13 protein-coding genes are annotated in these 14,550 nt (G+C 35.9%); all 13 read right to left on the bottom strand.

Features of this window, described 5'->3' with window-relative positions:
* The gene (gene fnlA, locus SK38_RS02690) at positions 1–1,035 is read right to left on the bottom strand and encodes a UDP-N-acetylglucosamine 4,6-dehydratase/5-epimerase (protein WP_048235062.1); all 1,035 of its coding nucleotides are present in this window, start codon (positions 1,033–1,035) and stop codon (positions 1–3) included.
* A gap of 12 nt (positions 1,036–1,047) precedes the next feature.
* Complete coding sequence (locus tag SK38_RS02685; protein ID WP_048235061.1) at positions 1,048–1,836, bottom strand: AglZ/HisF2 family acetamidino modification protein; 789 nt, start codon at positions 1,834–1,836, stop codon at positions 1,048–1,050.
* 4 nt (positions 1,837–1,840) lie between these two features.
* Positions 1,841–2,455, bottom strand: a complete 615-nt coding sequence (gene hisH / locus SK38_RS02680) for an imidazole glycerol phosphate synthase subunit HisH (RefSeq protein WP_048235059.1) — start codon at positions 2,453–2,455, stop codon at positions 1,841–1,843.
* The gene (locus SK38_RS02675) at positions 2,452–3,594 is read right to left on the bottom strand and encodes an N-acetyl sugar amidotransferase (RefSeq protein WP_048235057.1); all 1,143 of its coding nucleotides are present in this window, start codon (positions 3,592–3,594) and stop codon (positions 2,452–2,454) included. Before SK38_RS02675 ends, hisH begins: the two co-directional genes overlap by 4 nt.
* Positions 3,575–4,804 carry a hypothetical protein gene (locus SK38_RS02670; protein ID WP_048235055.1) on the bottom strand — a complete coding sequence of 410 codons (1,230 nt, stop codon included), beginning with the start codon at positions 4,802–4,804 and terminating at the stop codon, positions 3,575–3,577. Before SK38_RS02670 ends, SK38_RS02675 begins: the two co-directional genes overlap by 20 nt.
* Positions 4,805–4,910: 106 nt before the next feature.
* Positions 4,911–6,116 (bottom strand): hypothetical protein, encoded by a 1,206-nt coding sequence (locus SK38_RS02665; RefSeq protein WP_048235053.1) that lies wholly within the window; start codon positions 6,114–6,116, stop codon positions 4,911–4,913.
* 165 nt (positions 6,117–6,281) lie between these two features.
* Positions 6,282–7,523 carry an MATE family efflux transporter gene (locus tag SK38_RS02660; RefSeq protein ID WP_048235051.1) on the bottom strand — a complete coding sequence of 414 codons (1,242 nt, stop codon included), beginning with the start codon at positions 7,521–7,523 and terminating at the stop codon, positions 6,282–6,284.
* An 80-nt stretch (positions 7,524–7,603) separates the two neighbouring features.
* Positions 7,604–8,764 (bottom strand): UDP-N-acetylglucosamine 2-epimerase, encoded by a 1,161-nt coding sequence (neuC, locus tag SK38_RS02655; RefSeq protein ID WP_048235049.1) that lies wholly within the window; start codon positions 8,762–8,764, stop codon positions 7,604–7,606.
* Positions 8,761–10,026 carry a cytidylyltransferase domain-containing protein gene (locus SK38_RS02650; RefSeq protein WP_048235047.1) on the bottom strand — a complete coding sequence of 422 codons (1,266 nt, stop codon included), beginning with the start codon at positions 10,024–10,026 and terminating at the stop codon, positions 8,761–8,763. Before SK38_RS02650 ends, neuC begins: the two co-directional genes overlap by 4 nt.
* Positions 10,027–10,029: 3 nt before the next feature.
* Positions 10,030–11,070, bottom strand: a complete 1,041-nt coding sequence (gene neuB / locus SK38_RS02645) for an N-acetylneuraminate synthase (RefSeq protein WP_048235046.1) — start codon at positions 11,068–11,070, stop codon at positions 10,030–10,032.
* A gap of 5 nt (positions 11,071–11,075) precedes the next feature.
* Positions 11,076–11,696, bottom strand: a complete 621-nt coding sequence (locus tag SK38_RS02640) for a NeuD/PglB/VioB family sugar acetyltransferase (RefSeq protein ID WP_048236400.1) — start codon at positions 11,694–11,696, stop codon at positions 11,076–11,078.
* A gap of 391 nt (positions 11,697–12,087) precedes the next feature.
* On the bottom strand, positions 12,088–12,981 hold the full coding sequence (galF, locus tag SK38_RS02635) for a UTP--glucose-1-phosphate uridylyltransferase GalF (protein ID WP_048235044.1): 894 nt from the start codon (positions 12,979–12,981) through the stop codon (positions 12,088–12,090).
* A 165-nt stretch (positions 12,982–13,146) separates the two neighbouring features.
* A complete protein-coding gene (gene wcaM, locus SK38_RS02630; RefSeq protein ID WP_048235043.1) occupies positions 13,147–14,541 on the bottom strand; it encodes a colanic acid biosynthesis protein WcaM in 1,395 nt (464 codons plus the stop codon).
* Positions 14,542–14,550: the final 9 nt, after the last annotated feature.

Below are 14,550 nucleotides of genomic sequence, written 5' to 3'. Positions count from 1 at the left end.
TCATGAGTCCAGGTCATATTGTTCACCAGCACGAAGCGCTCGAATGAAGGCCAATTTGAGCAAGAGAGCTTTCATGCCTTCAATGTCCAACCTTTGAGTATTATGAGAGTTATAATCTTCAACCTCAGATATGCGGCTATCACCTTGTTCAACATACTTTCCATAATTAAGGTCACGAAGATCTGGTGGGACGCGGTAATAATCTCCCATATCTACAGCAGCGATCATTTCCTCTCGACTAAGCAGAGCTTCAAATAATTTCTCACCATGACGTGTACCAATAATATTTACTGGATGATTCGCAACATTTAGTAAATCCTTTAAAGCAATTGCTAATGTTTCGATAGTTGCAGCAGGAGCTTTTTGTACAAAGATATCGCCATTATTACCATGTTCGAATGCATAAAGAACTAAATCTACTGCATCCTCAAGAGTCATCATAAAACGGGTCATATTAGGGTCAGTAATTGTAAGTGGCTTTCCGGCTTTAATAAGATCAACAAATAATGGAATCACTGAACCGCGAGATGCCATAACATTCCCATAACGGGTACCACATATTACTGTTTTGTTGCGATCAACATTACGGGATTTCGCAACCATAACCTTTTCCATCATAGCTTTTGAAATACCCATTGCGTTGATCGGGTATACAGCTTTATCAGTACTTAGGCATACAACCCTTTTCACTTCATTCGCTATGGCTGCTTCAAGAACATTTTCCGTACCAAGGACATTAGTTTTAACAGCCTCCATAGGATGAAATTCACATGATGGAACCTGCTTAAGTGCTGCTGCATGATATATAAAATCAACACCACGAGTCGCATTCAAAATACTACGGTAATCTCTGACATCACCAATATAAAACTTCAACTTTTGATTATTATATTTTTTCCGCATATCATCTTGTTTCTTTTCATCGCGAGAAAAAATCCGAATTTCTTTTATATCTGTGGAAAGAAAACGATTCAATACAGCATTACCAAAAGACCCGGTACCACCAGTAATCAATAGTATTTTATCTTTAAACATCGTAAACCCTTATTAATAATTTTTTATTAAACCATTACAAATCATATCTTTCTGTTCAGGTGTAGGATAGCTTATCAATACCGCTCTATACTTCCCTTTAAATACAAAAAGACTACCAGCCGCTGCCCCAACGATGCCACATTGGTCAATCAATTCGGAAAGATGTTCATAACTACCCGCCCCACCGAGAAATGTAACAGGAACGTTTATTTGAGATTTGATAATCGAGGAATATGTCACATCATATCCCCCCATAACACCATCATTATCTATAAAATTGATGACAATTTCACCCGCCCCCAAAGCAGCCATTTCTTGTGCAAACGAGATAGGATCGATTTTATGCGTCTTGGTGTTATTCCTAGTCGAAAGCTCATATCCTTTTGAGAAAAGACCTTTTCGTTTGATAACATCCAGCACGACAACAACACTTTGTTTACCAACTGCTTCTGCTAACTCTCTGACAAGATTTGGATTTTCAACGGCAGCTGCACTTATTGATACCTTTTCAACACCAAGAGAGATAATTTTTGCAGCCTGTGCTGCACTGGTTACCCCACCTCCATAGCACAAAGGCATACGACATTCCGCTGCGAGTTTTTTTATTAAATCATAATTAGGCTCTAACCCCATGGACGTCGCATCAATATCAAGGACCATCAATTCATCAGCTTCTTTCTCATTGAAAATTTTGACGGCGTTAATTGGATCACCTACATACTTTGGGGATTTAAAATTAACTGTTTTGACTAAGCCAGAATCGTGGATAAGTAAACAGGGTATGATTCTTGGTCTAAGCATGTTATTAGATCTCTGCGAAATTTTTTAATAGTTTACAACCTGACGAATGGCTTTTCTCTGGATGACATTGAATACCATATATGTTGTTCCTACCAATAATACAATGAAAATCATGGCCATATTCGGCAGTTGCTAATACATCACCTGCATCATCACATTCGTAATAGAATGAGTGTAAAAAATAAAAGGAAGGTTCTTTTTCAAAATCTTTCAGCAATGATGCATTTACTTTCTTAATTAGATTATTCCACCCCATGTGCGGCATAGGGAGGTTTTTTGACAAGATATTGCTGCTGAATGCTCGAACTGTACCTGGAATCCATCCTAAACCAGGCATGCTCCCCTCCTCACTGGAGGTCGCAAGCATCTGCATACCTACACAAATACCAATAATTGGAATCTTTTCCTCAAAAATACGCTTTTCAATACTATCTCGTAAACCTGAGTTATTAAAAAGAGTCATGGCCTGGTCAAAAGCGCCAACTCCAGGTAGTATTAAATGCGTAGCACTTTTAATATCATCGACGGAACGAGCAACATCTGCATTAATGCCTAGTCGCTTATATACATTTAGGAATGCTTGTATATTTCCAATACCATAATCAATAATTTTGATCATCTGAAATACCGTTTTTCCAATCCAAGTGTACGTAGGATATTTGCACCTAAACCAATCAACCAACGTTTATTTTTATAATCTTTGTAGGTTTTTTTTGGCATAGTAAATAGCTCTTGTAACTCTTCAACACTAATACCAAGTTTATGAGCAACATACTCAAACTCTTGCTCAAGAAAATGTTCATCCATTTCTGGCTTTGAAAGCCTCTCAAGAGCTTGTTCTCGAGTCATCTGGCCTGTCATAATTAAGCTTGAGAAATGAGCTCTCCGTTTCTCGTAACCAAATCTACGTGGCAGCCAATAATCTTCATAGAAGCGAGTGAAACGGGACTCATGATGCTTATGCTGGAAGGGTTGCCAGCCAAATTTTTCACTAAGTTCATTTTCAGCATCCTTCTTATTGAAAGGAACTAAATTCAATGGGTGATGCACTTTCATACCAAGAATTTTCTGGTAAAAGAGCTTATAGACCAATATATCCACCAAGGGGAATGTATTTAATGGCCGTGTTCCAAACTGTCTGTGGATATCATTAAATAATAGAGTATCAATACCTAAATACCCTCCCCATTCTTCTGGTTCACGACAACACTCAGTAGAGAAATTTGAACCAGTAATAACATGTTTAATTTTATGTTGTCGAGCAAACTTATATAAAGATGAAAAGAACGAAGCGTCCTGAACTAAATCTTGATCTGGAATTCCTGATTTCAGGAAAGATAGTTGAAGATCCTTCATTTCCTCCCAGTTTACCACCTCTGTATAAAGATCTAACCCAAGTCCTTCAATAAGTTTTTCAATATTACCAACTGCCTGATCTGTATTCCAGCCAGCATCAACATGGAATAATAACGGGCGAAGCCCCATCTTTTCTTTTGCAATATATGCAGCATATGAGCTATCTAGTCCCCCTGAAAGGCCTATAATACAATCAAAATCATTACCTTTAGCATCTTCCTTTATTTGTGCAGCAAGTTTCTTAAGGTCATCTCCATTGACTACCCCAAAATTCCAATTTGGCAATATGTTATTCTTGAAATTATTGCAATAATCGCACTCTCCTCTTTCATCAAAGACTATATTAGGATCAGATGTATCCATAATACAGCTGCTACAAATTTTATAATTTTGACTCTTCATATTTACCCCAATTTAAAATAACTTTCGCAACAATTTCATCAACTTCATCTGAGTGTACTACATGTAGCCCATGAAATAAAACCGGTATTCCCTTTTCTTCATATTGATAAGCAAGAGTTGATGGATATGAAATTACTATATCTACATCAGGAAAAAATCTATCATCTGTAATAAAATTGAAGTTAAAATTTCTGACTTCTAAGGAGGCTCTTGCCTTAGGATGTTCTTTATAATAAATAGTACAGTTATTAATTTTTCTATTTATTTGAGAACAAATCCTCAGTTGCTCTTTCTCACACAATGAGTGTCCAATGAAAAGCAATGTTAGCTGACTAGATGTCACCTGAGACAGAGATAATTCAGGTTTGCTATATTCCACTTCTATAATTTCGGTTAAACTTGGATCTAATATTTTGTCAGAAAAAAACTTATATTCTAGTTCATCGAATACTACTATTTTACCTACATGCTTCAATTTATATGGTATTTGAAAAGCCAAGTAGGCATTTGAATCAAGTGCTTTTAAAGAACCATGCTGCACAAGAGTATATCGGTTCTTTTTTTTGCCAGATATAACATCAATCAGTACCGCCCAGCGATCATAGTGTTCGCTACTTACAATCTCTCCTTGTATCTTATTCAGTGCTATTGCTACAAGAAACCATGATGGGGCAGTGTATATTTGAAGGACCCATTTAAGGTGATTGACAGACTTAAAAAAATATAAAAACGTAGATATACTAAGTAACATGCTTTTGAAAATTTCATAATATGAAACAACTTCATATAATGAAATGACTGTATCATTATGCTTACTTTTACAAGACAATGGCGCTATAATATTTAATTCATTTTCATTTAATCTATTTTTCTTGAAATAAGTAATGACTTGTTCCGTCTCTATTTCTGAGAATGAAAAGTAGTAGATGCCATTTTTGTTAGTTAGGTGGCGTTTTTTTGTTTTTATTTTCCCACATACTGCGATTATAAATTTTAATATTGGATAAAGTATAAAACCACCCAATATAAAAAAAATCATAAGTAAAATATACACCGCCCACAACTTATAGATGGAATATACCCACTTGCTGATACGAGGCATCGCTGGCATTCTATTTTTCATGCCAGCAATTAATAGTTCATCAATGGAGATTTCATTTTCAGTTGCCAACATATAGCAGTGTAGATATTCTTTATAAGAAATATTCATTAAGACATGCCCATTGTTTATGGTAAAAATTACATTCTAATAAAAACTTTTATTACTTAGTTTTATACATGCTTGCAATCAATTTAAGAAACTAAGACGTAATATTTTAATTCGTCAATTTCTTTTTATCTCTATTTTCCTTGGCTAAATAGATCACTGATATAAATATCAACATTGCTGATGGAGTGAAATAACCTGAGCCTCTTAACAAAAAGTACATTATGCTCATTATTAAAACTGAACTAAAAAACTTTGTTTTTTTGTCATTATTTTTAAACCATATGCAGGCTAAGAAAATAGTATAAATAAAGAAAGCACACCCTAAAAATCCAAATTCGACAACTAATTTAGATATAAATAATCCGCCATCATATAAGTTTGAATCTGTATTACCACCTCTTAACTGTCCAATTATTGAAGCAAACATACCTCTTTCATTGGAATAGCCCATTTGTTGCAACCCATACCCAAGTCCATAACTATCTCGTAAAGCTAAATATGCCTGTTCATATCCAGATAATAAAGTTAATGTTGAGGTATTTGTTGATTCTTGACTGACATCTAGACGTTGTGAATAATAACTTAGTTCATCATTATTTAATAATCCAATGATAGATACGTATACCAAAGCTATGGCAACTGTTATGGCAAATAATGATTTTGCTCTCATGAAGTTTATAGCTATCGCAATAATAACCCCTACAATCAATGTTAGATTCTGGATAACTAGTGCAGTGAATAAAAGAGGAATCCCATAGAGTATGTTTGATTTTTTTTGAGAAATTTTATAACAATAAAAAATTGTAACTATAAGAGCATAATGAGAGGGCTCAGTAAAAAATAACATTTTCTTGCTAGTACCACTACTTGATAATATGAAAACGGAACAAGCCAGTCCCAAAATTATCAGCAACATAAATAGATGTGATACTATTTTTTCAAATTCCTGCTGAGTGATATTAGCAATTGCTATACTTGAAAAATAACATGCAGATAATATGTAGATTATAGATATTAATGACATGATACTTTTTAGATATGTATTATCACTATTCTGGAAAAGAATAGTACAGATCACCAAATGAAGTAATAGCACCAAGAACAATGTGACACTGAAGATTAAAAATGAGCGATCTATTTTAAATTTATTAAAGCCTGTTAGAAATACTAATAATAGTAGTATAGTTGATATCAATAAAACACCAATAAAGTTTGAGTCAACTCCATCGAACAACACCATTAATAGACCTGGAATCAGTACCATTCCATTCAAAAATAATGTAGCCAGTACTCTATTGGTATTCAATTGCATTGTGTGGTTCAACCTTTTCGTATCTATTGAATTTAATGAAGATCCATTGAGAGCAAGAATACTCATTCAAAACAATAAAATTTCAATCATACTTCATTATGCCTATCAAAACGAAGTAATAAATTAATAGCTAATATAATATTATAAAAACTGTTAGCACGTGTATTATCTGATTCTAGCCAAAAGTTTCATAAACATAGCTAGCTTTAAAAAAAGTAAAACTGTAAACGAAATAATCATTCCATAAGCAATATAATTAATGTCAGCAGCTTTTAGTGTTACATAAAGGGACGCCAAAAATAATAAAAATGTCAGACACTGACTCCATACTATCATCTTATCTTTTCGTAAAGCATAAAGACCTAAATGAGGGATAAGGCTTAAGCAATAGATGAACGTTGCTATAATTAATAACAGAAATAATGGAAGCAACTCAAAATACTCTTTCTTACCAATCCAATTAATAAGGATATAACCAGTAAAGAAGCAGCAAATACATAATAAAAATGACACAGCTATTAATTTTATTGCAAATAACTTCATCCCAATAATAAATTCAGCATATTCCTTTCGGTAACATAGTTTTGCTAACTTGGGAAAAGAAAAGGATATAAGGATAGTATCAAGGAAAGATTGTATTGCTGCAGTCATACTAATAAATAAAGTGTATGCACCAAGAGTCTTAAGTCCAGAGATGTGTTCAACGGTAAATCTATCAAATGTAAAAAATCCTCTAAGCGCTAAAGCCGCTATTAGCATCGGTGCGGAAAGGATAATGCCTTTCTTTATCCAGTGCCAGCTAATTGTTGATGAATGATAATTTTTATGTTTTATTAATATATAAGCAACACCAGTAACACTTGCGCAAAACGTTCCAAATAGCCATAGAGTGAAAACGGTAAGCAAAGTTCTTTGTGAAGGGAAAAATAGCATAATAGCTATCACTATCCAGCACCAAAGTCCTTGTCGGATAAACAAAACAAGACTAGCAAAAGCTTGACTTTCGAGAGTGATCAATATTCTATTAATTTCTTGAGCCACATGTTCAAAGAAGAGAATAGCAATGAACCAGTACTCACTTCCTTCTGGAAGGAGAGAATAGTATTTGATAATAAAAAAAATAGGAATGTAAAATATATATGATAAGACATAGAAAAATGATTGATTCTTCAAAATAAAAAAAAGATCATCAATTTTCGAATTTATTATTTCACGTGTACTATAAGTATAGAATTCAAACCCAATAGCAAAAATTGCGTAACCAACTGCAGCGCTAATAAGCCCATAAACCCCCAAATCAGATGATTGCAGCAGTTTAGCTAATAAAATTATAAACGCGAATTTACTCAGTAACGTAAAGCCCCGTATACCTATACTAGAGTAATATACAAAATGAGATTTTTTCATTTAACAATTCAAAATACTTAAACAGTATAGTTGATACAACATTAAAATTAGAGTTTTCTAAATAGATAGCTCCTTCGAATTTACAAATCATAAAATTCTTTGAAGCCTAACTTAGCAAGATCATTTGATATAAATTCTTTTATTATTTTTATAATTCTATCTTTAACGTTTTCCATAAAATATGGGTTTTTAGAATTTTCCAAGTTACTAATAAAACTATTTTCGGTTACCTTTAAAATTGCTTCACGGATATCTTCTCTTTGACAAAGAGTATCGACAACACTTTCTCCACGAATACGCCCTTTCTGACGATCGCCAATATTTATTGTTGGAACTTTAAGGCTAGGTATTTCAATTAAACCCGATGAGGAATTTCCAATTAAACCTATGGAATATTTATTTAGTGCAAGATATTCTTCAGGTGTTACTGATACCAGGTAACGACATCCATAGCGTTGGCAAAAAATATCTGTCATTTCTTTTATTTTGTGTGCACCTGTATCAGAATTAGAGCCAATAAAGATAAAATCGTATTCTTTTCTAAAATATTCTAGTGCACTTAAAAGCTCAGAGAATTGACTTTCAACAGATGAGTTTGACAATGTCTCTGGATGGAAAACCACAACAAAATATTTGCGATCCAGTTTACCTAATTTCTTCTCTAATTCATTTTTTTTTGGTAGGTCAAGTAAGAAACTATTTTCTGCACCTAATGCACCAACATTAAATACGAAATGAGGATCTTCACCAAGTTGAATAACTCTTTTTCGATATTCTTCTGTTGACACTAGATGCAGGCGGCTCATTTTCGTTATTGAATGTCGGATAAATTCATCATAGTTACCTAACGTCTTCTCACCGCCATGAAGATGAATAATAGGTAGGTTATGCATAGCAGCAGCTACTGCTACTGAGAATATTTCGTATCGGTCCCCTAATATAATGACAGCATCATATTTATTTTCCTGGAAATGCTCACCAAATTTTTGCTGGCATATTGACATAGATTTCAATATATCGGCATTAGTTTTATTATTTAGCTCTAAATCAATTAATTTTTCAATTATAAAACCATCTTTCTCGATGGTTTTATATGTATAACCATATTTTGAATCGCAATGCATTCCTGTGGCAATAATAGATAAATCAATATCATTATCATCTTTCAGACTTTTTAAAAGTCGTTTCATAATACCATATTCGGCTCTTGAGCCAGTAACATAGAGCAATTTTTTTTTCATTTCAAGACACTCGAAATATCATTTTCTAACTGTTTGTATGCTTGTAATGTGAAATGCAAACCATCATAAGTATATTCTTTATTCAGATTGCCAAATCCATCATAAAAAGATGGTGATAAAGGCGTCCAAATAACATTATCTAGTTTGCTAAAATATTCCATCATTGCTGAGTTTAATTTTTTTATGGTATTATTATTCCTATCTATTCTTCCAAGAACAGGCGGCACTGCAAGTAGGAATATAGTAACATTTGGGTTTATAGATTTAATTCTATCGATCAGTTTTTTTGTCCATGTTATAGTATATTCTGGATTCCAACCATCGATAACAATATCATTTGTTCCTGAAATTAATAATACATACTTACCAATATTTGTGAGTATGTCTTTTTCCATTATATATTTATAATATCTTTCGCTATCAATGCCAGCAATTCCTAGATTATTAACCTTCATTCCAGATATATTGTTAAGCTCCCAATAATCAAAAATTGAATGTCCAATCAGTGTAATCGGATAAGCTTTATTAAATAAATCCTTTTTATCAGAAATACGTTTGATTATGGCATTGTCTAGTATTATTCTTTTATTTCTTTTGGTTTGGATAAGAATTGCCATTTCAAAATCTAATTGATCATCTATATCAATAGAATCTTCTTTATTCATGATATAGGCAATACTGTCAGCACCAAAGAAATGTTTTTTCCTTAAATAATCAGATACGTAACCAATAAAAATTGCACCGTTTGGGCAATATTCTTTTTTATTTTGTCTACGATAGTTGCTGAAATCAGCGTCAAAGTTCTTCAATGATAATGAATCATCAATCGGTTTAATTAATGCTGAACTTTTATTACTTTCTACTACAGATACTAAAAATTTCGCATCATTATTATTTTCAAATTGTTTAACAGCGTTCTTGATATGCTTATAATTACGGAATGGAGATGTTGGTTGTAAAAGTACAAAATAATCATAACCCTTACATTTATCAAGCACATCTTGAATTACCATAAAGGAGGTAGCCGAATCTGATGCTAATTCCTCTGAACGCAATATTACTTCCGCACCATATTTCTCTGCAATGTTTTTATATTCTAACGAATCGGTTGAAACAATAACCTTATCAAATATATCTGAATTAATGGCTGCTTCGATAGTATAAGCAATTAAGGGACGATCCAATAGCATTAGTATATTTTTACTAGGCAATCCCTTAGAGCCAGACCGAGCAGGAATTATGGCAATTTTTTTTAATGACACAACTTAGACCTCTTGTTCACTAAATTCAGAGTGTTCAATTAGTTGATCCTCATCAAAATCCTTTTCAGCTATTTTCCCTAATACTTCATACCAATGCATTGGGCTAATTCCGTTTCCTGGTCGTTTTGTCGTGATATTTTCCGTTGTAAATACGTCACCTTTTTTTATTACACATTTAGCGACAATTGATTTACGGGCTACTATTTTATTTTTCCGTTCTGAATTCGTTACTAATTTATCATAGCTGCCAAGCGAGGCTTCTACTGCACGTATACCCTCGCATAGTAATTTAAGTTCTTCTGGTGTTACGGAAGCTTTATGATCTGGACCTTCAAAATTTTTATCCAGTGTAAAGTGTTTTTCAATAAAAGTGATACCGTAAGGCACGGATGCAATACCAGCAAAATAACCGGGTGAATGATCAGAAAATCCAACATTGTATTTACTGAAAATGTTCTTGAATCCAGAAATCGTATTCAAGTTTACATCTTCATAAGGCGTTGGATATTCTGTATTACAATGCAATATTGTTATATTTTTAGGAACAATGCCATTATCAGTAAAAACTTTTAATGCCAAATTGATCTCATCAACTGTTGCCATTCCTGTTGACAATACGATCTTTTTATCTTCGATTGGTAATCTGGCAATTTTTTCTAAATACGGTAAGTTCAATAATTCACCTGATGGAATCTTCCAAACCTTTTGATTTCTGGATGCAAGAAAATCGATCGAATCAAAATCAAATGGTGTTGAGAATACATCTAAGCCAAGTTCTTTTGCATATTCTTCCAGTTTCACAAATTCTTCATATGGTAACTCTAACTTACGAGTCATATCTAATTGAGATTCTTCATTACCTGTAACTTTAATTTGATATTCGGCCTTAGGGGCATACTTTGAGATAAGTTGATCAGCTTTAAATGTTTGGAATTTCACAGCATCAACCCCAGCTGATTTTGCTTCTTCAACCATTTTCTTAGCTAACTTGAAATCTCCGTTATGATTACACCCAATTTCAGCAACAATATAAATCTTCGACATAAAAATCACCTTGTTCTAATAAATTTTGTAGGGGCTCCAGCCACTACTACATTGTCAGGAATATCACGAATAACTACAGATCCAGAACCAATAATTGACGAATTACCTATTTTAAGTTGCCCATTAACAACGGTACAACTTCCTATAAAGGATTTATTCCCAACGGAAACATCGCCATTTAGAACAACATTAGTGGAGATATTTGTACAATATGATATATAATTCCCATGTTCTACTAATGCTCTCGTGTTTACTACTACACCATCTTCTAGTTCTGAATCACAGTTAATGATGGCCATTTTCCCTACATAAATACAGGTACCAAGCTTGGAACGCTCAGAAATTATAGATGTTCTATCAATTACATTGATTGTTGTAAGTTGCATCTCTTCTATTAACTTCATCCATAAGGCTCTGTAATCAGGATCACCGATCGCAATGAAGTAAACGTATTGGTTAGGTTTATCTATGACATTAAAAGTATCACCTAAAATAGGGTATCCTTGATGCTCACCTGTTTTAAACGTATCAATGAAACCTTTGATTTCGTATTTTTTATGATCCAAACTATCAATTACAGTCTTAGCAAAACCACCAGCGCCAATAATTATTAATTTTTGCTTCATATTCATACCATTTAATGATTTGGTAAGATAATTCCACCTTTGTTACTTATATTGTTGGTAACGATAATATATGGGCATTTCAAAAATGCACGCTACCGCCCCTGGCCTTACAGCTACCAGAGCACTACCTAACAATGCGCCAAAGATGTATCCAGCCCCGCCTGCTATAGCAAAGTAATCTTAAACTCAAACGCTAATTGTCTTACCAAATGCGACCAGAAACAAGAAAAAATCCAACAAAAAGCAGATTTAACTTGGTAGGTTAACTTGTTGTTATTGGTCATTTTTCATAAAAAAACGACAGTAACATTCCATTGCTTAATGGCATAGAAGCTGGGATGTTAACTGCCGCTATTTTTTCTGACTTACCGTCACAAAGACATGTAAATCTCTACTCGCTCAGTAGCTTCTCAATGCTCTTATGGAACTTCGCCCCTTCTTTAAGATTGCGCAGCCCGTACTTCACAAATGCCTGCATGTAGCCCATTTTTTTACCGCAGTCATAACTATCACCTGTCATCAGCATGGCATCAACAGACTGTTTTTTAGCTAACTCAGCAATTGCATCCGTCAGCTGGATACGCCCCCAGGCTCCAGGCTGTGTGTGCTCCAGTTCTGCCCAGATATCAGCAGAAAGCACGTAGCGCCCTACGGCCATCAGATCGGAATCAAGTGTTTGCGGCTGATCCGGTTTTTCGATGAACTCAACGATACGGCTGACTTTACCTTCGTTGTCCAAAGCCTCTTTGGTTTGAATAACAGAATATTCAGACAGATCGCCCTCCATACGCTTAGCCAGCACCTGACTGCGCCCGGTTTCATTAAAACGAGCAACCATAGCAGCGAGGTTGTAGCGCAGCGGATCCGCACTTGCGGTATCCAGAACAACGTCAGGTAATACCACGACAAACGGGTTATCACCAATAATAGGGCGAGCACAAAGAATGGAATGACCCAAGCCCAGCAACTGAGCCTGACGAACGTTCATGATAGTCACGCCCGGAGGACAGATAGACTGCACCTCGGCTAATAGCTGGCGCTTTACTCGCTGCTCAAGGAGTGATTCGAGTTCGTAAGAGGTGTCGAAGTGGTTCTCAACTGCGTTCTTAGACGCATGAGTCACCAGAACGATTTCTTTGATACCGGCAGCTACAATCTCGTCGACAATGTATTGAATCATCGGCTTGTCTACGATCGGCAGCATCTCTTTAGGGATTGCCTTCGTGGCAGGCAACATGTGCATCCCCAGACCTGCTACCGGAATAACTGCTTTCAAATTAATCATTAAGTCATTCACCTATTCAATTGTTGCTGAATTATAGCTTTTTAGCTTGTTTTAGCCAGTATGAATTACATTACTCCGATGCCGCGTATGTTACGCCGCTTAGCTGCGGAATGCAGTAATCTTAATCCCAGGCGGGTACAACTTTTGCCAGGAATGGTCGCAAAGTTACCTCCCCTGCCCCGGCAGTCGAAAATTCACCGCTTCGACATTCACCACCTGATGGTTTACCCGGTCAATGTCAACTGAACTTTGCCCGCTTTCGTTTACCGCATGGATATTCGCCAGTGATAGCAAGGTGTCCTGCTTAGCCATAAACTTACCGCGTACGTCCTTGCGCAGATCGAAGTGCATCTTGAGCGCGGGTCCTGTTGCGGATTGCTGCATCACTCTGATGTTACGTAAAAAAAGGTGCTGCGGTTGGTTGTGCAACTCAAGTGTGGCTCGCTTCATCTCCACGTTGGTGATGGCCACGAACGACGTTGCATTACCTGATGAGATCTGAATGCCGCGTAATTTATATTCAAGTTTCGTGTTATCCAGATGGATATTATTTAACTTAAAGTTCTGCGGGATGGATAAATATCGTCCTTTAATAACACCGTAGCCAATGAGCATACCTGCGCTATTTTCCATATTGATATTATCAATCACGAAATTATCGCAGCCATAAATAGCAACCGTTGCATTATCAATGCCTGCTTTCTTACTAAAATCTGGGGTAATATTTCGTGCGGTGATATTACGAATGATAAAATGTTTGCCGTTCTCTACATGGATTAACTGTCGACAGTCAGTGCCGGTGATATTCGCCACGACAAAGTTTTTTACCGCCAGTTCATCGGGATAGGTATTGTCATAGGTACTGCCCGCCAGCCCAATGCCGATGCCCCAGTTCACGTTGCCATTGGTACAGTTGATACGTTCAATGACATGGTCAGAAATGAGGATGTTGCTGTCGTTGATCGCCACATTCCACTCAATGGCATCTCCCTGTAGATCGCTAAAACGGCAGTTTGTAATCTTTACGCCATCCATCCGGTTATGAAAGCCCTGACGCAGGATCCCATAGTTGGCGCGCGTGACGGTAATATCATCGATAATCAGATTGCGCATCAGCCTCGGTGTTTTGCCGCCGATATAGACTTGTGTCACTGGGCCAAAACCACTCATGGCAATCCCTTTTATCACACAGTCTGAACCGCGCACATCGAGGGTAACATTCCTCAGGCTCCCCCCCTGCTCACCCACTACCTTACATCTATCCTGCAGAACAAAGCGACCACGGCCATTGCCGCTGATTCTGCCTTGCAGGTGTAGCGTTTTGCCAGGAGGAATAACGATAGCGGTATTGAGATCCTTACATTCCAGTCCATATGGTACGACTACCGTTTGTCCTTCTTTGAACGCCTGCCGGAAAGAAGCGACCCAATCCTTTGGGTTGTAATCCTGAATGTTAACACTGTCCGATGATTCAAGCGCCCGGACAACGGGAGAATGCAGTACGACAAGCGCAGAGCCTGCCGTCAGAAAAGTACGGCGTGAGAGTTTGTTCTCTGACATACGGCCTCG

Origin of the sequence: Citrobacter sp. MGH110, assembly GCF_001037515.1 — a bacterium.
GTDB lineage: Bacteria > Pseudomonadota > Gammaproteobacteria > Enterobacterales > Enterobacteriaceae > Citrobacter > Citrobacter portucalensis.
The sequence above is the reverse complement of the archived record's forward strand: the minus strand, read 5'-3'. Positions and strand labels throughout refer to the sequence as shown.